We start from the raw sequence: 23,749 nt of genomic DNA, 5'->3' as shown, positions 1-23,749 counted from the left end.
AGATTCCCATTGTGGATGGATTGACCGGTCCGCGGCCTTCCCGTATATCCGCGCGCTCTTGATTTCACCTGCTTCGCGGCCGCCCGCGCGGCCGTCCGTTTGAAGGTCCTATCCATGGCCAATAATCCCGGCGCCAAGAAAGCGATCCGCAAGATCGCCCGTCGCACCGAAGTGAACACCGCTCGTCGTTCGCGCGTCCGCACCTTCCTGCGCAAGTTCGAAGACGCCATCGCCAAGGGCGACGTCGCCGTCGCCAAGGCCGCGTTCATCGAGGCTCAATCGGAGCTGATGCGCGCCGTTTCGAAGGGCGTCGTTCACCCGAACACGGGTTCGCGCAAGGTGTCGCGCCTGGCCGCCCGCCTGAAGAAGCTGGACAAGGCCGCCGCCTAAGTCCAGATCGCGAGCGAACACCGTTCGCTCAGCGAAATCAAAGACTTGTAGAAGCCGATCGAGGCAACTCGGTCGGCTTTTGCTTTGTCTATGTACTCCTTTACCTGCCCCCCGGCTCGTCGAACGAAAGTCTTCAAAACGGCTTTCCCTTGACGGGCGAGGCGGTGTCGCGAGTCAACAGAAATATCCGCGATCGGACGCAAGTTTTCCGTTTGACCGGCCCGGGCCGGTGGCTAGTTTAAAGGTCTCAGCGCTCTCCCAGTCTTGTGACGACAGCGGCGGCGGCGGACACCATGCGTTCGCCGGTTAAGCCCCTGTGTGTCCTCAATAAATGCGGGGGGAGAGTTTCTGAGTTCGGTCGTGCGCCATGGGGGGCCTGCGACCGGCAATCTGTAATTGTGTGTATGCAGGCGCGAGGCGGTGAACTGATGTCGATCAAGGTCGGGGCGGCCAGTCAGGAATTGTCGGCGGCGTATGCCGCCGTCACGCGCGAGCCCGCAGGCATCGTGTGGAACAAAGTCTGCGTCTCCCTGAAGCGCGAGCTGGGCGACGCCGCCTTCGGCTCGTGGATCGCGCCCGCCGTGCTGCGCGAAACCCAGGCCGGCGACGTCGTGCTCGTCACCCCCACCGGCATTGCGCGCGACTGGATCCGTCGCAGCGCCTGGCGCCGCATCGGTGAGCTGTGGGCCGCCGGCGACGCCGTGGGCCGCCGCATGGACCTCAAGTCGCGCCTCGAGTTCGAAGCCTCGGCCGACGCCGCCTCGGCCACGACCGGCGCCGTCTATGTCGAGGCCAAGCCGCAGCCGATCGAGATCGTGCTGCCGGTCTCCAGCGACATCCCCGCCGCCGCGGCCCCGGTCGCCGGCAAGACCTCGCCCGTGCAGGGCCTGCAGGAACGCTTCACCTTCGACAGCTTCGTTCCGGGCCCCGCCAACGAATTCGCCCACGCCGTGGCGCGCCGCGTCGCCAGCTGGGCCGACGGCCACTTCAACCCGGTGCTGTTCCACGGCCCCTACGGCTTCGGCAAGACGCACCTGCTGAACGCCCTGGCCTGGGAGGCCATGCGCGCCGCCCCGAACAAGCGCGTCGTCTACCTGACCGCCGAACGCTTCCTGTCGACCTTCGTCCGCGCGGTCATGGATCGCCAGACCACGGCCTTCAAGGACGAGCTGCGCGGCGCCGACCTGCTGATCATCGACGACGTGCACTTCATCGCCGGCAAGCAGTCGAGCCAGGAAGAGCTGTTCCACACCCTGACCGCCCTCGTCGAGGACGGCCGCCGGGTGGTGTTCTCGGCCGACCGTCCGCCCTCGGCCATGACCGAGATGGACGCGCGCCTGCGCTCGCACCTGTCCGCCGGCCTGGTCTGCGGCATGGAGCCGGCCGACCGCTCGCTGCGCCTGGGCATCCTGGAGCGCAAGATCGAGGCTCTGGGCCGCGCCCAGGGCTTCACCGGTTCGGTGCGTCCCGAAGTGCTGCAGTTCCTGGCCGACCGCTTCACCGACAGCGTCCGCGAGCTGGAAGGGGCGCTCAACACCCTGACCGCCCGTGCCGGCGAGCGCCTGTCGCGCCTGTCGCTGGACGAAGTCCAGGCGATCCTGCGCCCGCACCTGCGCGGCGGCGAGAAGCGGATCACCATCGACGACATCCAGAAGGCGACGTCCGAGCACTACGGCATGAAGCAGGCCGACCTGCTCAGCGAGCGCCGCAACCGCGCCATCGCCCGTCCGCGCCAGGCCGCCATGTGGCTGGCCAAGCAGCTGACCACCCGTTCGCTGCCGGACATCGGCCGTCGCTTCGGCGGTCGCGACCACACCACCGTCCTGCACGCCGTGCGCCGCATCGAGGCCCTTCGCCAGGAAGACGCCGTGCTCAGCCAGGACCTGGAGACCATCACCCGCAAGCTGCGCGGCTGATCAGGCTTTCCAGCTCGACCGAAAGGGCCGCTCCGCAAGGGGCGGCCCTTTTCGTTTGATCCTCCTCCAGAGGGGAGCCTCCTTCACCCCGCCCGCGCACGCCTGAGCGTCAGGTTGATCCGCCCTCCCCCCGGCACGAGGCGCGAGGAGCCGGGCAGGATGCGGTCGACGCCGTGGAAGGCCAGGCGGGCGGGTCCGGACAGCCGGCAGACGTCGCCGGACGACAGCCGCAGCGACCGGGTCGGGTCCTTGCGGCTGGTTCCGCCGATGCGGAACACCGCCGTGTCGCCAAGCGAGATCGACAGCACCGGAAAGCGCGGGTCGGCCTCGTCACGGTCCTGGTGCAGGCCCATGCGGGCCTCGGGCCCGTAGAAATTGACCAGGCAGGCGTCGGGCGGCACCTGCGGATCGCCCAGCGCCGCCCAAAGATCGAGCAGCGCCTGGGGGATTGCGGGCCAGGCCTGGCCGGTGCCGGGGTGACGCTCGGCATAGCGGTAGCCGGCCGCGTCGCTGGTCCAGCCGAGGGGCCCGAGGCTGGTCATGGCCACGCTCATGGCCTTGCCGTAGGGCGTTGCGTAGTTGGCCGGCGGCGCGATCGCCGAGGCTTCCAGCACCGCCTCGACCAGCGCCCGCTGGGCGTCCGGCGACAGCAGGCCGGGCCAGAGATCGAAACCGGGGACGAGGGAGACGGGGGTCATCATTACGCGGAATTAATGCCTGTGGGCGGCCGGATGGGTGTTGGTTCGCGCCCTCGCGGGCTTTCTCCGCACGATCATTCCATACCAGGGCCGTTCATGCGTCGTCTTCTGTCCACCGCCGCAGCAGTCACGCTGCTTCTCGCCTCCGGAACCGCCCTCGCCGCCCCCGCCGTTCCAGGCTCCAAGGGCGCCACGCCGGCCACGGTGACCACCCAGCTGCCGCGCAACGCCCATCCGACCCACTACGACCTGGCCTTCACGCCGGACGCCCAGAAGATGAGCTTCACCGCCTCGGTGAAGATCGCCGTCGAGGTGACCGAGCCGACCACGACCATCACCCTTCAGGCCGCCGACCTGACCTTCGTGAAAGCCACCATCGACGGCAAGCCGGCGACCATCAAGGTCGACGAGGACGCCCAGACCGCCGCCTTCACGCTCAAGGCGCCGCTGGCCAAGGGCAAGCACGTTCTGGCCATCGACTACGCCGGCAAGATCTACACCCAGGCCGCCGGCCTGTTCGCCCTCGACTACGACACCGAGGAAGGCCCCAGGCGCGCCCTCTACACCCAGTTCGAGAATTCCGACGCCCGCCGGTTCATCCCCTCGTGGGACGAGCCCTTCCACAAGGCGACCTTCAGAGTTGAGGCGACGGTCCCCACCGGCCAGATGGCCCTCTCCAACATGCCGGTCAGCAAGAGCGTGGACCTTGGCGGCGGCAAGACCCGCGTGACGTTCGCGACCTCGCCGAAGATGTCGACCTACCTGCTGTTCTTCGGCCTGGGCGAGTTCGAGCGCGCCAGCCTCAAGACCGCCGGCGTCGACATCGGCGTGGTCACCAAGAAGGGCGACCTGCCCAAGGCGAAGTTCGCCCTGGAGTCGGCCGGCCCGATGGTGGCCTGGTACAACGACTATTTCGGCGTCGACTACCCGCTGCCGGTGCTCGACCACATCGCCGCCCCCGGCCGCAGCCAGTTCTTCAGCGCCATGGAGAACTGGGGGGCGATCTTCTACTTCGAATACGCCCTGCTGATGGATCCGAAGATCTCCAGCCAGCGGGACGCCCAGAACATCTACACCACCGTCGCCCACGAAACCGCCCACCAGTGGTTCGGCAACCTGGTGACCATGGCCTGGTGGGACGACCTTTGGCTCAACGAGGGCTTCGCCTCGTGGATGGAGGGCCGGGCGACCGAGAAGTTCCACCCCGAATGGAACGCCGCCCTCGCCGCCGTCGGCGGCCGGGAATACGCCATGAACCTCGACGGCCTTTCCACCACCCACCCGGTGGTGCAGCACGTCGAGACCGTCGAGCAGGCCAGCCAGGCCTTCGACGCCATCACCTACCAGAAGGGCGAGGCGGTCATCCGCATGCTCGAGGGCTATGTGGGCGAGGACGCCTGGCGCACCGGCGTGCGCGCCTACATCAAGGCCCACGCCTACGGCAACACGGTCAGCGACGACCTGTGGAGCGCGGTCGAGGCCGCCGCGGGCAAGCCGATCACCGCCATCGCCCACGATTTCACCCTGCAGCCGGGCGTGCCCCTGATCCGCGTCGAAGGCGGCGCCTGCCAGGCCGGCAAGCAGGTCCTGACCCTGACCCAGGGCGAGTTCAGCAAGGACTTCCCCGACAAGGCGCCGCTGGCCTGGCGCGTGCCGGTCAACGCCAAGGCCCTGGACGGCGCGACGATCGCCAAGACCGTGGTCGAGGGCGGCAGGGCCAGCCTGACGGTCGAGGGCTGCGGCCCCGTCGTCGTCAACGCCGGCCAGAGCGGCTACTACCGCACCCTCTACGCCCCGGCGCAGTTCCAGCGGCTGGCGGCCGATTTCGGCAAGCTGGCGCCGATCGACCAGCTGGGCCTGCTGTCGGACGCCTGGTCGATGGGCACGGCGGGCCAGCAGTCGCCGACCGACGCCCTGGCCCTGATCGCCGCGACCCCGGCCGACGCCGATCCGCAGGTTCTGTCCAAGGTCGCCGGCGTGCTGTCGGCCATCGACGGCTATTACGAAGGCCAGGCCGAGCGCGCGGCCTTCCGCAAGCTGGCCATCGCCCGCCTGTCGCCCTTGCTGACCCGCGTGGGCTGGGAGGCCAAGGCCGGCGAGCCCGATCCGGTTGCCATCCTGCGCGGCGACCTGATCTCGACCCTGGGCGAGCTGGGCGACACCGCCGTGGTCGCCGAGGCCCGCCGCCGCTACGCCGCCGACAAGAGCGACCCGGCCGCCATCCCCGGCACGCTGCGCAAGGCGATCCTGACCGTCGTGGCCGTCAACGCCGACGCGGCGACCTGGGACGCCATCCACGCCCAGGCCCAGGCCGAGAAGACGCCGCTGGTGCGCACCCAGCTCTACAGCCTGCTGGCGGCGGCCGACGACGAGACCCTGGCCCGCAAGGCCCTGGATCTGGCCCTGACCGCCGAGCCGGGCGAGACCAATTCGGCCGGCATGATCTCGGGCGTGGCCTCGCGCCATCCGGACCTGGCCTTCGACTTCGCCGCGGCCCACCGCGACGCGGTCGACGCCAAGGTCGACAACAGCGCCCGCACCCGCTTCATCCCGAGCCTGGCCAAGGCCTCGGGCAAGCCGGAAACCGCCGAAAAGCTGAAGGCCTGGGCGCAGGCCAACCTGGCCGAGGGCTCGCGCAAGGAGGCCGACAAGGCGGTCTCGGCCATCGAATACCGGGCCAAGGTGCGTCGCGAGCGGCTGCCGGCGATCACCGCCTGGGTCGCCAAGGCCGGCTGAACGGACTTTCCACAGCGTCGGCCAAGGGTCGGGGAGCCGACGCTGCGACGTTCCGTCTTGCAGATTCCCCTTCTTTCCCTGCGGGAATGGGCTTGCGGCCGCACGCGTATCCCCCATATCGGGCATCGAAGCGGGGTTGACGGGCTCGTCAACTTCGATTGAAGCCTCTCCTTTCGTCTGGTTCGTCCAGGCGGCAGGATTTTGGATCAACCCTAGACGCGACCAGACGGGGACGGACCGAGAAAAACCGGGGCGCTTCTGATAAGGCCCTTGTCACCGCCGTCCGCCATTCGAGGAGCTGCAGGCACACCACATGAGCAAGATTATCGGTATCGACCTTGGCACCACGAACTCGTGCGTGGCCATCATGGACGGCAAGAACCCGAAGGTGATCGAGAACGCCGAAGGCGCTCGCACCACCCCGTCGGTCGTCGCCTTCCTCGAGGACGGCGAGCGCCTGATCGGCCAGCCCGCCAAGCGCCAGGCCGTGACCAACCCGACCAACACCCTGTTCGCGATCAAGCGCCTGATCGGTCGCAACGCGAACGACCCGGTGGTCGAGAAGGACAAGGGCATGGTGCCCTACGAGATCGTCAAGGGCCCGACCGGCGACGCCTGGGTCAAGGCCCACGGCAAGGACTACTCGCCCCAGGAAGTCTCGGCCTTCATCCTGCAGAAGATGAAGGAAGCCGCCGAAGCCCACCTCGGCGAGCCGGTGACCAAGGCGGTCATCACCGTTCCGGCCTATTTCAACGACGCCCAGCGCCAGGCGACCAAGGACGCCGGCAAGATCGCCGGCCTTGAAGTCCTGCGCATCATCAACGAGCCGACCGCGGCGGCCCTGGCCTATGGCCTGGACAAGAACGACGGCAAGAAGATCGCGGTCTACGACCTGGGCGGCGGCACCTTCGACGTCTCGATCCTCGAGATCGGCGACGGCGTGTTCGAGGTGAAGTCGACCAACGGCGACACCTTCCTGGGCGGTGAAGACTTCGACCTTCGGATCGTCGACTACCTGGCCGACGAGTTCAAGAAGGAGCAGGGCGTCGACCTGCGCAAGGACAAGCTGGCCCTCCAGCGCCTGCGCGAGGAAGCCGAGAAGGCCAAGAAGGAGCTGTCGTCGACGGCTCAGTACGAGGTCAACCTGCCGTTCATCAGCATGAACGCCTCGGGCCCGCTGCACCTGAACATCAAGCTGTCGCGCTCCAAGCTGGAAGCCCTGGTCGACGACCTGATCGCCCGCACCATCGGTCCGTGCGAACAGGCCCTCAAGGACGCCGGCCTGAAGAAGAGCGACATCGACGAAGTGATCCTGGTCGGCGGCATGAGCCGCATGCCCAAGGTCCAGCAGGCGGTGCAGGACTTCTTCGGTCGCGAACCCCACAAGGGCGTGAACCCCGACGAAGTCGTGGCGCTGGGCGCGGCCGTCCAGGCCGGCGTGCTGCAAGGCGACGTCAAGGATGTGCTGCTGCTCGACGTGACCCCGCTGACCCTGGGCATCGAAACCCTGGGCGGCGTGTTCACCCCGCTGATCGAGCGCAACACCACGATCCCGACCAAGCGCTCGCAGACCTTCTCGACCGCTGACGACAACCAGTCGGCCGTGACCATCCGCGTGTTCCAGGGCGAACGCCCGATGGCTGTGGACAACAAGATCCTCGGCCAGTTCGACCTGGTGGGCATCCCGCCGGCGCCGCGCGGCGTGCCGCAGATCGAGGTCACCTTCGACATCGACGCCAACGGCATCGTCCAGGTCCACGCCAAGGACAAGGCGACCAACAAGGAGCACTCGATCCGCATCCAGGCCAACGGCGGCCTCTCGGACAGCGACATCGAGCGCATGGTCAAGGAAGCCGAGGCCAACAAGGCCGCGGACGAAGAGAAGAAGAAGCTGGTCGAGGCCAAGAACCAGGGCGAGGCGATCCTGCACTCGACCGAGAAGGCCCTGGCCGAGCATGGCGACAAGGTCGGCGCGGCCGAGAAGACCGCGATCGAGACCGGCGTGGCCGAGCTGAAGACCGCCCTGGAAGGCGAGGACGTCGAGGCCATCCAGGCCAAGACCCAGGCCCTGATCCAGGCGTCGATGAAGCTGGGCGAGGCCATGTACGCCGCCCAGCAGGGTGGTGAAGGCGCCGAAGGCGGCGCTGAAGCTCCTGCGGACGACGGCGTGGTCGACGCCGAGTTCGAGGAAGTCGACGGCGCCGAAAAGCCGGCTTCCTAAGCCATGGACGCGCCGGCGAACGCCCAGATCGGGACCGTTCGCCGGCGCGCTCGTTTTACGGTGCGCCCGATTGACGCCTTGCGGCGGGGCGCCCCCTCCCCCACCTCTTTCACGACACCTCTTGTCCTGTTGAGCCTTACGGGCGCCGAACGCTGACGATGCGCGACTATTACGAAATTCTCGGCGTGAACCGGACCTGCGACGACGCGGGCCTGAAATCCGCCTTCCGCAAGCTGGCGATGCAGCACCACCCCGACCGCAATGGCGGTTGCGAGGACGCCAGCGGCCGGTTCAAGGAAATCAACGAGGCCTACAGCGTCCTCTCCGACCCGCAGAAGCGCGCGGCCTACGACCGCTTCGGCCATGCCGGCGTCAACGGCCCGCAGGGCGGCCCTGGCGGCATGGGCGGCGGGTTCGACGCCAGCGACATCTTCGGCGACGTGTTCGGCGATGTCTTCGGCGAGATGTTCGGCGGCGGCCGCCGCCAGTCCAACGGCCCGCAGCGCGGCCAGGACCTGCGCTACGACCTGGAGATCTCCCTGGAGCAGGCCTATGCCGGCGCCGAGGTCGAGATCACGGTCCCGGCGGCCATGACCTGCGAGGTCTGCGACGGCTCGGGCGCCAAGCCCGGCACCAGCCCCACCGTCTGCGGCTCGTGCGGCGGCGCTGGCCGCGTGCGCGCCACCCAGGGCTTCTTCTCGGTCGAGCGCGCCTGCCCCCGCTGCGGCGGCTCGGGCCGCCTGGTGCTGGATCCCTGCTCGGGCTGCCACGGCCACGGCCAGGTCCGCAAGGAACGCGTCCTGTCGGTCCGCATCCCGGCCGGCGTCGACGACGGCGCCCGGATCCGCCTGGCGGGCGAAGGCGACGCAGGCGTCCGCGGCGGTCCGCGCGGCGACCTTTACCTCTTCCTGTCGGTCAGCCCCCACGAGCTGTTCGAACGCGACGGCCTGGACCTGCTCTGCACCGTGCCGGTGCCGATGACGGTGGCCGCACTCGGCGGCGAGATCGAGGCGCCCTGCCTGAAAGGCGGCGAGACCTGCGACGGCACCTGCCGCATCAGCGTCAAGGTTCCCGAAGGCGCCCAGACCGGCAAGACCGTCCGCCTGAAGGGCAAGGGCATGCCGTCGCTGCGCAACCGCCAGCGCGGCGACCTGGTGGTCGAGCTGTTCGTCGAAACCCCGACCCACCTTTCGGCGCGCCAGAAAGAGCTCCTCAAGGAGCTGGCCGGCCTGTGCGACGAGAAGCAGAACCCCAAGTCGGCCAACTTCGTCGGCAAGGCCAAGCGCTTCTGGGAAGAAGTGACGGGGAACTGAGGCTCCGGCCCCGATGATCGATGAAAGGCCCGAGGCGCAAGCTTCGGGCCTTTCCTTTTGCGCGCTCCGGCTTGCCAGAACGATTTTTTGTTCTGCTATTGTACCACTCCAGCCAGAGGGCGCATGTGACCGTCGACGTCGATCAGCCCGTCGCTCTCGTCGAGGACGACAATGGCCATCGCTTCCTGATCTATGCCGCCAACAGCGGCGTGCGCATCGAGTTGCGCCATGACGGCGACGCGCTCTGGATGACTCAGGCGCAGATGGCGCAGCTGTTCGGGCGTGATCCCTCCGTCATCTACCGCCACGTCAGCAACATCCTCGAAGAAGGAGAGCTCGCCGAGGCGGATAACTTGCAAAAAATGCAAGTAATTGGCGCCGGGCGCCCAGGCACGCTCTACAGCCTCGATATGGTGATTTCGGTCGGCTATCGGGTCAGCTCGGCCCAGGCGACGCTGTTCCGGAAATGGGCGACGGGCGTGCTCGTGCGCTTCGCCATCAAGGGCTTCGTCGTCGACGCCGGGCGCCTGAAGTCTCCCGAAGGCGCAGTACAAGCTTTTCGACGATCAGCGCAGGGCCGCCCGACGTGCGGACGCCGATCGCGAACTCGCAGCGCTGAAGGAAGCCGACAAGGCCCTGCCGAAAGCGCGTCGAGCGCCGAAAAACCCCGGTCGCACCCCTTAACGAAAACCCCGACGCTCTGTAGTTTCCGGTCGGATGAACGCCCCCGTTTCTCCGCCCGTCCAGGCCTTCGACGCCACCGGCGCCACGCCGGTGATGCAGCAGTTCTTCGAGATGAAGACCCGGCAGCCCGATGCGCTGCTGTTCTTCCGGATGGGCGATTTCTACGAGCTGTTCTTCGACGACGCGATCCGCGCGGCCGCGGCGCTGGGCATCTCGCAGACCTTCCGGGGCAACCATAACGGCCAGCCGATCCCGATGGCCGGCGTGCCGCACCACGCGGCCGAGGCCTATCTGTCGAAGCTGATCCGCATGGGCTTCAAGGTCGCCGTCTGCGAGCAGATGGAAGACCCGGCCGAGGCCAAGAAGCGCGGCTCCAAGTCGGTGGTCCGCCGCGACATCGTGCGCGTCGTCACGCCGGGTACGCTCACCGAGGACGGCCTGCTGGACGCCCGGGGCGCCAACCGGCTGGCGGCGGTGGCCATTCGCGCGGGCCAGGCGGCCGTGGCGGCCGTGGAGCTGTCCACCGGCGAGGTCGAGTGCTTCTCGACCGGCAAGGAGGGCGTGGGGCCCCTGCTGGCGGCCCTATCGCCGTCCGAGACCCTCGTCGCCGACCGCCTGCTGGCCGACGACCATCTGGCCCAGACCCTGAAGATCTGCGGCGGCCTGATCCAGCCGATGCCCTCGGCCCTCTCCGAGCCGCAGGCCTCGGAGACCCGAGTCAAGCGCCTCTACGGCGTCGACACCCTGGACGGCTTCGGCGGCCTGGCGGCGGCGGAAATCGGCGCGCTGGGCCTGATCGCCGCCCACCTGGAAATGACCCAGGCCGGCAAGCTGCCGGCCCTGCGCGCGCCGCGCCGGGCGGCCGAGGCCGACGTCATGTCGATCGACCCGGCCACCCGCTCGAGCCTGGAGATCGACCGCACCCAGAACGGCGACCGCAACGGCTCGCTGCTGGCGGCCATCGACCGCACCGTCACCCCGGGCGGCGCACGGATGCTGGCCTCGCGGCTGGCCCGCCCGCTGCTGGACCCGGCCGCCATCGACCAGCGCCTGGACGCGGTCGAGTGGTTCGTCGAGCACCGCGGCCTTCGTGAGCGCCTGCGCGAGCAGCTGAAGGGCTCGGGCGACATGGCCCGGGCGCTGGCCCGCCTGGCGCTGGGCCGAGGCGGTCCGCGCGACCTGGCGTGCCTGCGCGACGGCCTGAAGACCGGCGAGAAGCTGGCCGGCATGGTCGGCGGCTCGGGCGACCCGCTGTCGCCGCCGCCGGTCGAGCTGGAAGGCGCGCTGGCGGCCCTGACGCCGTCGCTGCACCAGGGCGTCTCGCAGCTCCTGAACACCCTGGAGGCGGGCCTTGGTCCCGACCTGCCGGCCCTGGCCCGGGACGGCGGCTTCGTGGCTCCCGGCATCCGCCCCGAACTCGACCAGGCCCGCGCCCTGCGCGACGACAGCCGCCGGGTCGTGGCCGCCCTGGAACAGCGCCTGATCCAGGAAGCCGGCATCTCGCTGAAGATCCGCCACAACGGCGTGCTTGGCTATTTCGTCGAGGCCACCGCCGGCAAGGCCGACCCGCTGTTCCAGCCGCCGCTGAACGCCACCTTTATCCACCGCCAGACGCTCGCGAACCAGGTTCGCTTCACCACCGTGGAGCTGGCCGACCTGGACGCACGCATCGCCCAGGCGGCCGAGCGGGCCCTGGCCATGGAAGTGGCCGCCTATGAGGACTGGCGCGCCGAGGCCTGCGCCCTGGCCGAGCCGATCCAGGCCGCCGCCGAGGCCCTGGCCCGCCTGGACGTGGCCTCCAGCCTGGCCGAGTGGGCCGAGGACGCCGGCGCCGTGCGCCCGATCGTCGACAAGTCTCTGGCCTTCGAGGCCAGGGCCGCCCGCCACCCGGTGGTCGAGGCCGCCGTGCGCCGCGCCGGCGATCCCTACACCCCCAACGACTGCCGCCTCGACGCCGCCGGCGAGGTGGCCGCGCGCCTGTCGATCGTCACCGGCCCGAACATGGCCGGTAAGTCGACCTTCCTGCGCCAGAACGCCCTTCTGGCCATCCTCGCCCAGGCCGGCTGCTACGTGCCAGCCAAGAACTTCCGGCTGGGCGTGGTCGACCGCCTGTTCAGCCGCGTCGGCGCCGGCGACGACCTGGCGCGCGGCCGGTCGACCTTCATGATGGAGATGGTCGAGACGGCCGCCATCCTGACCCAGGCCACGCCTCGCAGCCTGGTCATCCTCGACGAGATCGGCCGCGGCACCGCCACCTATGACGGCCTGGCCATCGCCTGGGCCTGCGCGGAGTCGCTGCACGACACCAACCGCTGCCGCGCCCTCTTCGCCACGCACTATCACGAGCTGGCGACGCTGGAGGAGCGGATGGCGCACGTCTCCAACCTCAGCCTTCGGGCCAAGGAATGGAATGGCGACCTCGTCTTCCTGCACGAGGCCGCCGACGGCCCGGCCGACCGCTCCTACGGCGTGCAGGTGGCCAAGCTGGCCGGCGTGCCGCCCCAGGTCGTGGCCCGGGCCAAGGAGGTGCTGGACCGCCTGGAGAGCAAGACCGAATCACCCGCCAAGCTCGACGACCTGCCGCTGTTCGCAGCCTCGGCTCCCGTTGCGGCGGCGCCTGTCGTTTCGGCGCCCAGCGCCGTGGATGGCGCGCTGAAGGAGCTGGACGTGGACGGCATGAGCCCCCGCGAGGCCCTGGAAGCACTTTATCGGCTTAAGGGTCTGCTCAAGACCTAGGATCAATCATAGGAGCATGGCGGCGGCCGGTTCCGGCGGTCGCTTTGGCCGCCCGTCTCGGACACCCATATAACCGCCATGCCCCGCCGCCTTCGCCCTACGCCCCTGGAACACGTCGTCGACGGCCACGCCTTGCGGGCCCGCCTGTCGGCCGCCGCCCTGGACGCCATCGGCGACGAGGCCGCCCAGCGCGCCCGGGCGATCGACATACTCAAGCAGGCGCTGTTTCGCGGCCGGATGATCGCCAAGGAGCGGCTGGAGAACGGGGCCGGCGGCGTCGAGACCGCCCGCCTGCTCAGCGGCGTCACCGACGAAGTCATCACCGCCCTCTACGACTTCACGACCGTCCACGTCTTCCGGGCCCGCAACCCCACCGAGGGCGAGCGCCTGGCCTTGATGGCCGTGGGCGGCTACGGCCGCGCCACCCTGGCCCCGTTCAGCGACATCGATCTGCTGTTCCTGCGGCCCTACAAGCAGACGCCGCACGTCGAGAGCGTGATCGAGTACATGCTCTATGCGCTGTGGGACTTAGGGTTCAAGGTCGGCCACGCCTCGCGCACCATTGAGGAGTGCGTGCGCCTGTCGAAGGAAGACTTCACGATCCGCACCTCGATCCTGGAGGCCCGGCGGCTGACCGGCGACGAGCGCCTGGCCGCCGACCTCAAGAAGCGGTTCCGCGACGAGGTGATGAAGGGCACCGGCCAGCAGTTCGTGGCCGCCAAGCTCAAGGAGCGCGACGACCGCCAGGCCCGCGCCGGCGCCAGCCGCTACATGGTCGAGCCCAACGTCAAGGAGGGCAAGGGCGGCCTGCGCGACCTGCACACCCTGGTGTGGATCGCCGAGTACCTGCACCCGGTCGACGCCCCGGAGGACGTCTTCAAGATGGAGGTGTTCTCCGGCCGCGAGACCAAGGCCTTCATCCGCGCCTTCGACTTCCTGCACGCCGTGCGGGCCCACCTGCACTTCACCACCGGTCGTCCCGAAGAGCGGCTGACCTTCGACCTGCAGCCCGAGATCGCCCGCCGCATGGGCTATGGCGACCGGGGCGACGCGCCGGCGGTCGAGCGCTTCATGCGCCGCTACTTCCTGATCGCCAAGGAAGTGGGCGCCCTGACGCGGGCTTTCTCGGCCAAGCTGGAGGCCGAGCACTTCAAGAATGAGCCCAAGGGCATCTCGCGCTTCCTTCCGGGCGCCAAGCCCAAGCGCAAGGCCCTGGACGCCCCCGGCTTCTACGAGGATGGCGGCCGCCTGAACATCGACGCGCCCGAGATCTTCGAACACGACCCGGTCAACCTGATCCGGCTGTTCAAGATCGCCGACGAGCGCGACCTTGATCTGCATCCCGACGCCTTCACGGCCGTGACCCGACGCCTGGGCCTGATCACCTCGAAGGTGCGCCGTGACCCGCAGGCCACCCAGGCCTTTCTCGACCTGCTGGCGCGCGGCAAGCGCAGCTATCGCACCCTGACCCTGATGAACGACGCCGGCGTTCTGGGCCGCTTCATCCCGGAGTTCGGCCGCGTCGTCGCCCAGATGCAGTTCAACATGTACCACTCGTACACGGTGGACGAGCACACCCTGCGGGCCGTCGGCCTGATCGGCGACATGGCCGCCGGACGCCTTTCGGAAGACCATCCGCTGGCCGTGTCGATCATGCCGCTGATCGAGGACCGCGAGGCCCTGTTCCTGGCCATGCTGCTGCACGACACCGGCAAGGGCGGCGTAGGCGGCCAGGAGAAGGCCGGGGCTCGCTCGGCGCGCAGCGCCTGCGAGCGCCTTGGCGTCGAGCGCTCCAAGGTCGAACTGGTCGCCTGGCTGGTCGAGAACCATCTGGTGATGAGCGACTTCGCCCAGAAGCGCGACGTGTCGGACCCCGGCACCGTGGCCGCCTTCGCCCGCATCGTCGAGAACCCCGAGCGCCTGCGCCTGCTGCTGGTCATCACCGTGGCCGATATCCGGGCCGTTGGGCCGGGGGTGTGGAACGGCTGGAAGGGCCAGCTGCTGCGCGAGCTCTACAACGCCACCGAGGCCGTTTTCCGGGGCGGACGGGGCAGCGACGCCACCGCCAACGTTCAGCGCCACCAGGAGGCCGCGGCAGCCACCGCACGCGAGGCCCTGATCGCCGCCGACCCCGCCGCCAAGGGCTGGGCCGCGGCGATGGAGGACGCCTATTTCGGCGCCTTCGGTCCGCAGGACCTGCTCGATCACGCGGCGCTGGCCCGCCGGGCCGCGATCCAGGGCGGCGCGGCCGCCGAGGGGCGGGTCAATCCCGGCGCCAACGCCGCCGAGATCGTCGTCGCCGCCAAGGACCGTCGCGGCCTGTTCGCCGACCTGGCCCTGGCCATCTCATCGCTGGGCGGCAATGTCGTCGGCGCACGGGTCTTCACCTCCCGCCAGGGCCAGGCGCTCGACGTCTTCTACGTGCAGGACGTCACCGGCGCCGCGCTCGGCTGCGAGAACCCCCGCGCCCTGCGCCGCCTGGCCGACGCCCTGGAGGCCGCCGGCCGCGGCGAGGGCGTCAATGTCGAGGCCCGGCGGGGCGCGGAGCTGGCCCGCACGGCCGCCTTCGCCATCGCCCCCACCGTGGTCGTCGACAACGAGGCCTCGCACGAGGCCACGGTGGTCGAGGCCTCGGGCCGCGACCGCCCCGGCCTGCTGCAGGCCCTGGCCCGCACCCTGGCCGACAACGGCCTGTCCATCCAGTCGGCCCACATCGACGGCTATGGCGAGCGGGCGGTCGACGCCTTCTACGTGCAGACGGCCGAGGGTGGGAAGCTGGCCGAAGGGCGCAAGGTCTCGGCGCTGAAGGCCGACCTGCTGGCGGCGCTGGAGCAGAACGAGGCGGGCGCCCCGAGCACCCGTCCGGGCCTGAAACGCGCGCGCGCCAGCGTCGCCCGCTGAGGCGGCAGCGGCGGATAGCGATTCGATTTTCGGGTCAAATACTTCAGCGACCGTCTCTCGATCGCCTTGTGGAAAATTACCGTCGTCGGCGCTTTCGATCTGACGCCGACGACGGCGATTTCGCCTTGCAGTGCAATGACTTGGGCGAAATTCTCGCCCTCCCTGCCCTCGCCTGTCGCGAACGGCGCGAACCGGAGTACGGCCGCGCCCTGTTCCGCGCGCGACAGAAGACTCCTCAAACGCCCCGGGTCAGGCGGTTGCAGAGGTCGTCCAGCTGCTCGAGCGTCGCGTAGCGGACAACCAGCGAGCCGGCGCCGCCGCGATGGTCGATCTCGACGTCGAGGCCGAGCACCGACGACAGGTCGGCCTCCAGGGCCTGGGTGTCGGTGTCCTTGGCGCGCGGCGCACGCGGGGGCGCCGAGCCGCCGTTCTTGGCGCGGGGGGTCGCATCGCCGGTCTGGGCGACGCGGGCCAGGGTCTCGGTCTCGCGCACCGATAAACCGCCGTCGATGATCTGCTGGGCCAGAGCGCCCGGATCAGCGGCCGTGGCGATGGCGCGGGCGTGGCCTGCCGTCAGGGCGCCGGTGACCAGGTGCTGCTGCACCGCTTCGGGCAGGGCAAGCAAGCGCAGGGTGTTGGCCACGTGGCTGCGGCTCTTGCCGATGGTCTGGGCGATGGCGTCCTGGGTGCGGCCGAACTTGTCCATCAGCACGCGGTAGCTCAGCGCCTCTTCAAGGATGTTGAGGTCCGAACGCTGGACGTTCTCGATGATGCCGATCTCAAGCACGGCCAGGTCGTCGAGCTCGCGAACGATGATCGGTACGGTCTTGAGGCCGGCGCGCTGGGCGGCGCGCCAGCGACGCTCGCCGGCGACGATCTGGTACTCGCCCGGAGCCCCCGGCGCCGGCCGAACCAGGATCGGCTGCAGGATGCCCTTCTCGGCGATCGAGTTGGAAAGTTCTACCAGGTCTTCCTCGCGGAAGGTCCGGCGAGGCTGATCGGGATTACGCTTCAGAAGCTCGATCGGCGCCTCGCGCGAGCCGCCGGTATTGTCGCCCGGCGCCTGAGCCGGCGCGGCCTCGACCTCGCCCAGCAGCGCCGACAGGCCGCGACCCAGACCCCGACGGCCCTCCGACATCCCCGCTTCACCGACCACGACCGTCTCCTCGAAACTTCAACTTCAATAGTCACTTCGACCCGTATCCTCAGGTCGAGGCTCAAATGGGTAGGCCTGTGGATCAGGCCGCCTGAGCCTGTCGATCCCGCTCGCGGCTGATCACCTCACGGGCCAGCCGCAGGTAGGCCTGGCTGCCGGCGCACTTGAGATCATAAAGCAGCACCGGCTTGCCGAAGGACGGCGCCTCCGAGACCCGGACGTTCCGCGGTATGACCGCGTCGTACACCTTGTCGCCGAAGTGCTCGCGCACGTCCCGGGCTACCTGCTCCGAAAGGCTGTTACGGCGATCGTACATGGTCAGCACCACGCCCTGGATTTCCAGCCGCGGATTCAGGCTGCCGCGCACCCGCTCGATGGTGCGGATCAACTGGGTCAGACCTTCCAGGGCGAAGAACTCGCACTGCAGCGGCACGAACACGGCGTCGGCGGCGGTCATGGCGTTGACCGTCAGCACGTTCAGCGACGGCGGGCAGTCGATCAGCACATAGGTATAGGGGCCGTTGGCGCGCAGCGGCTCCAGGGCGTCGCGCAGGCGGTAGGAACGGCGGGCAACCTGGCCGAGTTCCAGCTCGACCCCCGACAGGTCGGCGTCGGCCGGGATCACGTCCAGGCCCGGCAGCGAGGTCTGGACGGCGGCCTCGACCACCGGGGCCTCGCCCATCAGCACGTCGTACAGCGTCTTCTTGCGCTGCAGGCGACCGATGCCCAGGCCCGTGGAGCAGTTGCCCTGCGGATCGGCGTCGATCAGCAGCACGCGCTCGCCACAGGCGGCCAGGGCGGTGCCCAGGTTGATGGCCGTGGTGGTCTTGCCCACCCCGCCCTTCTGGTTGGCGACGGCCAGGACTCTCAGCTCAGACTTTGCGGACACGGCTCAGCCCCTTGATTTGCACGACATGGCCGCGCGGATCGCTCTTGGAGCTCCGCACGTCCGACTCGAACTTCCAGGTCTTCTCGGCTTCGGCGATCTCGGCGGCGACCTCCTGGCCCTTCAGGAACCAGGCGACCGCGCCGCGCTTGAAATAGCGTTGCGAGTATTCCAGCAGGCGCGGCATCGGCGCACAGGCCCGGGCGGTGACCACCTGGACCTTCAGGTCCAGGCTCTCGGCGCGGGCGTTGTGGATCTCGACCGGCAGATCGAGCTCGCGGCAGACGGCGTCGAGAAAGCGGCAGCGCTTGGCCATGCTCTCGACGAGGTGGACCTTGGCCCCCGGCACGCCCTTAAGCAGGATGGCCAGCACCACGCCCGGCAGGCCCGCACCGGCTCCCAGATCGGCCCAGACCTTGGCCTGCGGCGCGAAGGTGAGCAGCTGGGCGCTGTCCCAGGCATGGCGGTTCCAGTAGGCCGCCATCGAGGCCGGGCCGACGAGGTTCATCACCTCGTTCCACTCGGCCAGCAGGTCCTTGTAGCGCGCCAGGTCGGCGACCTGCGCGTCGGTCGCCCCCGTCAGCCTCTGGAAGGCTGCGGCGTCGACCGGGTCGAGCGTTTCGATGACGAGTTCAGGAGCGGCTTGAGCCATCAGGCGGCCCGGCCCCGTCGCACGTGGGCCAGCAGGGCCGTCAGGGCGCCGGGGGTGACGCCTTCGATGCGGGCCGCCTGGCCCAGCGTCAGGGGCTTCACCCGGATCAGCTTCTCGCGCACCTCGTTGGACAGGCTGCCGATGTCGCGATAGTCGAGGTCGGCCGGCAGGCGCAGGTCCTCGTCCTTGCGAAGGGATTCCGCGTCGGCGCGCTGGCGATCGAGATAGCCGGCATAGGCCGCCTCGATCTCGATCTGCTCGCGGGCCATCGGGCTCCAATCGGCGATCTCGGGCCACACGCGGACGAGGTCGTCCAGGCCAACGTCAGGATAGGCCAGCATGGCCAGGACGTCGCGACGCTGGCCGTCGGCATTGACCTTGAAGCCGGCCTTGACGGCCTCGGCCGGGGTCATGTTCAGGGTGCGGGCGCGGGCGCGGACGGCGTCCAGCTCGGCCTTCTTGGCGGCCCAGGCGCCGGCGCGAACCTCGCCCACGACGCCCAGCTGCACGCCGCGTTCGGTCAGGCGCTGGTCGGCGTTGTCGGCGCGCAGGGTGAGGCGGAACTCGGCCCGGCTGGTGAACATGCGATAGGGCTCGGTCACGCCACGGGTGACGAGATCGTCGATCATCACGCCGATATAGGCCTCGTCGCGCGCGAAGACGGCCGGCTCCTTACCCAAGGCGGAGAGCGCCGCGTTCATGCCGGCGACCAGGCCCTGGGCGCCGGCCTCTTCATAGCCCGTGGTGCCGTTGATCTGGCCGGCCAGATAGAGGCCTGGCAGGCGCTTGGCCTCCAGCGTGGCGTAGAGCTCGCGCGGATCGACGTAGTCGTACTCGATCGCATAGCCGTAGCGGATCACTTCCACGGCCTCGAGGCCGGGGATGGTGCGCAGGAACAGGAGCTGGGTTTCGGCCGAGACCGAGGTCGAGACGCCGTTCGGATAGACCGTGTCGTCGTCCAGGCCTTCAGGCTCCAGGAACACCTGATGGCTGGTCTTGTCGGCGAAGCGGACGACCTTGTCCTCGATCGACGGACAGTAGCGCGGGCCGATCCCCGTGGCGCGGCCGCCATAGACGGCGGATTCGCCCAGGCGATCGGCGATGATCCTGTGGGTTTCCTCGGTCGTGAAGGTGATGCCGCAACGGATCTGCGGCACGTCGATCCTGTCGTTGAGGAACGAGAAGGGCACGGGCTCTTCGTCGGCCGCCTGCATGTCGAGGCGATCCCAGGCGATGGTCTTGCCGTCCAGACGGGCGGGCGTGCCGGTCTTCAGGCGGCCCATATCGAAGCCCAGGCCGTAGAGACGATCCGACAGGCCGATGGACGGCTGATCGCCGACGCGGCCGGCCGGGATCCGGGTCTCGCCCTGGTGGATGACGCCCTTGAGGAAGGTGCCGGTGGTCAGCACGACCTTGGGGGCGCGATAAACCCTCCCCTCCCCGTCCAGCGCGCCGGCCACGTGGCCATCCTCGACGACCAGGTCTTCGGCGGCGGCGGCAATCACATCGAGATTGGGATAGGCGAACAGCTCGGCCTGCATGGCCTGCCGATAGAGCTTGCGGTCGATCTGCGAACGCGGGCCGCGGACGGCCGGGCCCTTGGAGCGGTTCAGCATCCGGAACTGGATGCCGGCCTTGTCGGCCATGCGACCCATGAGGCCGTCCAGGGCGTCGATCTCGCGCACCAGGTGGCCCTTGCCCAGGCCGCCGATGGCCGGGTTGCACGACATCTCGCCGACGGTTTCACGTTTATGGGTCAGCAGCAGGGTGCGCGCACCGGTGCGTGCGGAGGCCGCCGCGGCTTCACAACCGGCATGACCGCCGCCGATGACAATGACGTCCCAGGACTGGGGCGAAGAGCTGGACAAGGAGAAACGCGCCTCAATGCGGAACGCCCCCGGCGCTGCGGGGGCGTTCCTGACTTATAGCTTCAAGCCGCCCTGTGGGCGAGTCGAGTTCGGTGCGTTTCACGTGAAACGCGGTGCGCGTATCTGTGGTCAGGCTGTGGACGGTTCAAGACCCTGTTCCACGTGAAACATTCACTTCCCTATGCAGAAGCTTGAAAAGACACGATCAAGCACGTCCTCCGGATCGATGCGGCCTGTAATCCGCGAAAGGGCACGGGAAGCCAGGCGAACATCCTCTGCAGCCAGTTCCACGTCGCTTGTTTCGGCTAAGGCGCGCTGAAGGAATGCCCTCGCCTCCCCAAGACGTTCGGCGTGGCGGATGCGGGTGGCTGCCGGAAACTCTGCGCCAGAAAGGGCGTCGACCACGTGATCGGTCAGAGCGGCGCGAATAGGCCCGGCCCCCTGTTCCCGCGCCGACAGCGCCACCACGTGCAATCCAAGCAACGCCGTCTGCGCGCGTATGGCCGCAACGGCAGCCGGCTCTACCAGGTCGATCTTGTTGATCACCAACCAGTCGCCGGGGCGGACGATTTCGTGATGTTCGGAATGTTTCACGTGAAACTCGCCAGCATCGACGACCCAGAGACGCAGGTCCGCCTCCTGCGCCCAGACCCGCGCCCGGCGCACGCCCTCAGCCTCGATATCGTCCACCGTTTCGCGGATTCCAGCCGTATCGGCCAGCAGCGCCTTGTAGCCGCCAAGCACCAGCGGGACCTCGATCACGTCACGCGTGGTGCCCGGCGTGGCGGTGACGATGGCGGCGTCACGCTCGGCCAGCGCATTGAGCAAGGTGCTCTTGCCGGCATTGGGCGCGCCGACCAGGGCGATGCGGAAGCCATCGCGCACCCGGCGACCACGGGCAACGTCGGCCAGCGCGGCGTCGATCTCGGTCTTCAGCGTCTCCAGGCCAGGGCGGGCCCGCGCAGCCACGTCCTCAGGCAGTTCCTCGTCGGGGAAGTCGACGGCGGCCTCCAGCATGGCCAGCGACTGGACCAGCAGATCGCGCCAAGCGTCGTAGCGACGGCCCAAGGCGCCGCCCAGTTGTCCCAGCGCCTGCTTGCGCTGGCCTTCGGTCTCGGCGTCGATCAGGTCGCCCACGGCCTCGGCCTGAGCCAGGTCGAGCTTGCCGTGCTGGAAGGCCCGGCGAGTGAACTCGCCCGGTTCGGCCAGGCGCAGGCCGAGGGCCGACAGGGCGCCGAGCAGGGCCTCCACGACCGCCCTGCCCCCGTGCACGTGAAACTCGGCCGCGTCCTCGCCGGTGTAGCTGGCCGGCCCCCGGAACCAGAGCACCAGCGCGTCGTCAAGCGCGACGCCGTCATGGCGCAGGGTGCGAAGCACGGCCTGGCGCGTCTTGGGCAGGTTTCCCGTGAGGGCCCGCACCGCCTCGCCGCTGGCCGGACCCGAGACGCGGATCACCGCCACGGCGGCGCGACCGGCCGCCGTGGCCGGCGCATAGATCGTATCGGCCATCAGATCAGTCGCGCTTGCCGACCGCCGCTCCGGCCGCAGCCGTCATCAGCTTGCGGAAGCTGTCCTGGGCGCCGGCCCCGAACGCCATCCAGTTCTTCATCAGTTCCTCGGGCGCGAGCATCGCCATGTTGGCGTCCATGCGCGCCTGCATCTCTTTCACGAGATGGTCGTTCAATCCGCTTACGTCGGGCAGGCCCAGGAAGGCCCGCGCCTCGACCGGGGTGCAGTCGATCTCGATCGTCATCTTCATCGAAAAAGTTCCCTGGCGGCAGGCCACGAGATTGTGACGCCGCGCACTGCTCGGGGCAGGTTAGAGCGCTTCGGTCGAAAGTCCCATCGACGGCTTATTGTATGTGGAGAGCCCCATGAGCGAGACCCTCACGATCAACACGCCCGATGGCGACTTCTCGGCCTATGTGGCGCGTCCCGCCACGGGAGACAATCCGCCGGCCGTCGTCGTCATCCAGGAGATCTTCGGCGTCAACCAGGTGATGCGCGACATCTGCGACAAGCTCGCCGGCGAAGGCTTCCTGGCCGTCTGCCCCGACCTCTTCTGGCGGATCGAGCCCGGCATCGACATCACCGACAAGTCGGAAGCCGAGTGGAAGAAGGCCTTCGAACTGTTCAATGCCTTCGACGTGGACGCCGGCGTGGCCGATATCGACGCCACGATCGACGCCATCCGTCCGCTTTCGTCGGGCAAGGTCGGCGCGGTCGGCTACTGCCTGGGCGGCCTGCTGGCCTTCCTGACGGCCACCCGCACCGACGCCGACGCGGCGGTCTCCTATTACGGCGTCGGCCTGGAGAAGCACGTCGGCGAGGCCGAGAAGCTGGAGAAGCCCCTGCTGCTGCACGTGGCCGAGGAAGACCAGTTCGTGCCCAAGGAAGCCCAGCAGGTGATCTTCGCGGCGCTGAAGGATCATCCGCAGATCACCCTTCATACCTATGCCGGCCGGGACCACGCCTTCGCCCGCGAAGGCGGCGAGCACTATGACGCCGCCGATGCGTCCCTCGCCAACGGCCGCAGCCTGGCCTTCTTCAAGAAGGCCCTCGCTTGATGCTGGCCGTCGAAGCCAAGGCCGCGGGCGGGCCGGAAGTGCTGGAGGTCGTAGAGCGCGACCTTCCCTCCCCCGGCCCCGGCCAGATTCTCATCCGCCATGCGGCCGTCGGCCTGAACTTCATCGACACCTATCACCGTTCAGGCCTCTATCCGGTGAAGTACCCGCAGGTGCTGGGCCTGGAAGCCGCCGGTCACGTGGAGGCCGTCGGCGAGGGGGTCACCCGCTTCGCCGTCGGCGACCGCGTCGCCTACAACGGCACGATGGGCGCCTATGCGCAGGCCTCGGTGGTTCCGGCCGATCGGGCGGTGAAGGCGCCAGAGCGAGTCGAGCTGGAGGTCGCCGCCGCCGCGCTGCTCAAGGGCATGACGGCCGAGTTCCTGGTCCGCCGCTGCTTCCCGGTACAAGCCGGCCAGACGGTGCTGGTCCACGCGGCCGCCGGCGGGGTCGGCCAGATCCTGGTCCAATGGATCAAGGCCCTGGGCGCCAGCGTCATCGCCACGGTCGGTTCGGAAGCCAAGGCGCAGATCGTTCGCGACCTCGGCGCCGATCACGTGATCCTCTATGATCGCGAGGACGTCGCTGCCCGGGTGGACGAGATCACCGGCGGGGCCGGCGTGCCGGTCGTCTTTGACGGCGTCGGCAAGGACACCTTCCAGGGCAGCCTCAAGAGCCTGGGGCGTCGCGGCGTGCTGGTCACCTATGGCAACGCCTCAGGCCCCGTCCCGCCCTTCGCGCCGCTGGAGCTGGGCGCCAAGTCGGCCTTCATCACCCGCCCTCGCCTGTTCGACTACATCGTCACGACGGACGAGCTCGACGAGAGCGCTGCGGCCCTGTTCGAGGTCCTGGCCTCGGGCGCGGTGAAGATCGAGATCGGCCAGCGCTTCCCGCTGGCGGAGGCTCGGGCGGCGCATGAGGCGCTGGAGGGGCGGAAGACGACCGGGGCGACGGTGCTGGTGCCCTAAATGCTCCCCTGGGGGAGCTGTCGCGGAGCGACTGAGGGGGCGACGCCGACGGTGGAAGTC

16 protein-coding genes and 1 pseudogene are annotated in these 23,749 nt (G+C 69.0%); 10 read left to right on the top strand and 7 right to left on the bottom strand.

The annotated features are described in order from the left end of the window. The first annotated feature begins 114 nt into the window (after window positions 1-114). Together rpsT and dnaA are read left to right on the top strand one after the other, a co-directional pair. Window positions 115-390, top strand: a complete 276-nt coding sequence (rpsT, locus tag DDF67_RS23490) for a 30S ribosomal protein S20 (protein ID WP_058347097.1) — start codon at window positions 115-117, stop codon at window positions 388-390. A gap of 428 nt (window positions 391-818) precedes the next feature. Then, a complete protein-coding gene (dnaA, locus tag DDF67_RS23485; protein WP_109455176.1) occupies window positions 819-2,306 on the top strand; it encodes a chromosomal replication initiator protein DnaA in 1,488 nt (495 codons plus the stop codon). A gap of 83 nt (window positions 2,307-2,389) precedes the next feature. Here dnaA and DDF67_RS23480 read toward each other — a convergent pair whose 3' ends face one another. Continuing rightward, a complete protein-coding gene (locus DDF67_RS23480; RefSeq protein ID WP_109455175.1) occupies window positions 2,390-3,007 on the bottom strand; it encodes an alpha-ketoglutarate-dependent dioxygenase AlkB in 618 nt (205 codons plus the stop codon). A gap of 93 nt (window positions 3,008-3,100) precedes the next feature. Between DDF67_RS23480 and DDF67_RS23475 the strand changes: the two genes are divergently transcribed. The 6 genes and pseudogenes from DDF67_RS23475 to DDF67_RS23450 all read left to right on the top strand — a co-directional run bounded on the left by DDF67_RS23475 (window position 3,101) and on the right by DDF67_RS23450 (window position 15,595). Beyond that, window positions 3,101-5,740: a M1 family metallopeptidase gene (locus tag DDF67_RS23475; protein ID WP_109455174.1), complete on the top strand. Its 2,640-nt coding sequence runs from the start codon at window positions 3,101-3,103 to the stop codon at window positions 5,738-5,740. 313 nt (window positions 5,741-6,053) lie between these two features. Then, window positions 6,054-7,961 (top strand): molecular chaperone DnaK, encoded by a 1,908-nt coding sequence (gene dnaK, locus DDF67_RS23470; RefSeq protein ID WP_109455173.1) that lies wholly within the window; start codon window positions 6,054-6,056, stop codon window positions 7,959-7,961. A 158-nt stretch (window positions 7,962-8,119) separates the two neighbouring features. Continuing rightward, window positions 8,120-9,274 (top strand): molecular chaperone DnaJ, encoded by a 1,155-nt coding sequence (gene dnaJ / locus DDF67_RS23465; RefSeq protein ID WP_109455172.1) that lies wholly within the window; start codon window positions 8,120-8,122, stop codon window positions 9,272-9,274. A 20-nt stretch (window positions 9,275-9,294) separates the two neighbouring features. Continuing rightward, window positions 9,295-9,777, top strand: a pseudogene (gene rhuM, locus DDF67_RS26340) (RhuM family protein); the annotation flags it as partial. 214 nt (window positions 9,778-9,991) lie between these two features. After that, window positions 9,992-12,694, top strand: coding sequence for a DNA mismatch repair protein MutS (mutS, locus tag DDF67_RS23455; protein ID WP_109455171.1), 2,703 nt, complete (start codon window positions 9,992-9,994; stop codon window positions 12,692-12,694). 78 nt (window positions 12,695-12,772) lie between these two features. Next, window positions 12,773-15,595 carry a [protein-PII] uridylyltransferase gene (locus tag DDF67_RS23450; RefSeq protein ID WP_109455170.1) on the top strand — a complete coding sequence of 941 codons (2,823 nt, stop codon included), beginning with the start codon at window positions 12,773-12,775 and terminating at the stop codon, window positions 15,593-15,595. Window positions 15,596-15,830: 235 nt separating this feature from the next. Here the strand turns inward: DDF67_RS23450 and DDF67_RS23445 are convergent, their stop codons facing one another. The 6 genes from DDF67_RS23445 to DDF67_RS23420 form a co-directional block, all read right to left on the bottom strand. Beyond that, window positions 15,831-16,733 carry a ParB/RepB/Spo0J family partition protein gene (locus DDF67_RS23445; RefSeq protein ID WP_109455169.1) on the bottom strand — a complete coding sequence of 301 codons (903 nt, stop codon included), beginning with the start codon at window positions 16,731-16,733 and terminating at the stop codon, window positions 15,831-15,833. Between the two features lie 100 nt (window positions 16,734-16,833). Next, window positions 16,834-17,640, bottom strand: a complete 807-nt coding sequence (locus DDF67_RS23440) for a ParA family protein (RefSeq protein ID WP_109455168.1) — start codon at window positions 17,638-17,640, stop codon at window positions 16,834-16,836. Then, window positions 17,624-18,289 (bottom strand): 16S rRNA (guanine(527)-N(7))-methyltransferase RsmG, encoded by a 666-nt coding sequence (rsmG, locus tag DDF67_RS23435; protein WP_109455167.1) that lies wholly within the window; start codon window positions 18,287-18,289, stop codon window positions 17,624-17,626. The genes DDF67_RS23440 and rsmG overlap by 17 nt, the downstream gene beginning before the upstream one ends. Next, entirely contained in the window at window positions 18,289-20,157 is a 1,869-nt protein-coding gene (gene mnmG / locus DDF67_RS23430) for a tRNA uridine-5-carboxymethylaminomethyl(34) synthesis enzyme MnmG (protein WP_199229321.1), read from the bottom strand. The genes rsmG and mnmG overlap by 1 nt, the downstream gene beginning before the upstream one ends. A gap of 171 nt (window positions 20,158-20,328) precedes the next feature. Then, window positions 20,329-21,666, bottom strand: a complete 1,338-nt coding sequence (gene mnmE / locus DDF67_RS23425; RefSeq protein ID WP_109455165.1) for a tRNA uridine-5-carboxymethylaminomethyl(34) synthesis GTPase MnmE — start codon at window positions 21,664-21,666, stop codon at window positions 20,329-20,331. Window positions 21,667-21,670: 4 nt separating this feature from the next. Beyond that, the gene (locus DDF67_RS23420) at window positions 21,671-21,916 is read right to left on the bottom strand and encodes a DUF6489 family protein (protein ID WP_101720421.1); all 246 of its coding nucleotides are present in this window, start codon (window positions 21,914-21,916) and stop codon (window positions 21,671-21,673) included. A 115-nt stretch (window positions 21,917-22,031) separates the two neighbouring features. On the opposite strand from DDF67_RS23420, the gene DDF67_RS23415 reads away from it, so the two are divergent. Continuing rightward, window positions 22,032-22,724 carry a dienelactone hydrolase family protein gene (locus tag DDF67_RS23415; protein ID WP_109455164.1) on the top strand — a complete coding sequence of 231 codons (693 nt, stop codon included), beginning with the start codon at window positions 22,032-22,034 and terminating at the stop codon, window positions 22,722-22,724. Next, on the top strand, window positions 22,724-23,689 hold the full coding sequence (locus DDF67_RS23410; protein ID WP_109455163.1) for a quinone oxidoreductase family protein: 966 nt from the start codon (window positions 22,724-22,726) through the stop codon (window positions 23,687-23,689). Before DDF67_RS23415 ends, DDF67_RS23410 begins: the two co-directional genes overlap by 1 nt. Window positions 23,690-23,749: the final 60 nt, after the last annotated feature.

The sequence above is a fragment of the Caulobacter endophyticus genome (assembly GCF_003116815.1).
Lineage (GTDB): Bacteria > Pseudomonadota > Alphaproteobacteria > Caulobacterales > Caulobacteraceae > Caulobacter > Caulobacter endophyticus.
This window is presented reverse-complemented; position numbering and strand designations above follow the sequence as displayed.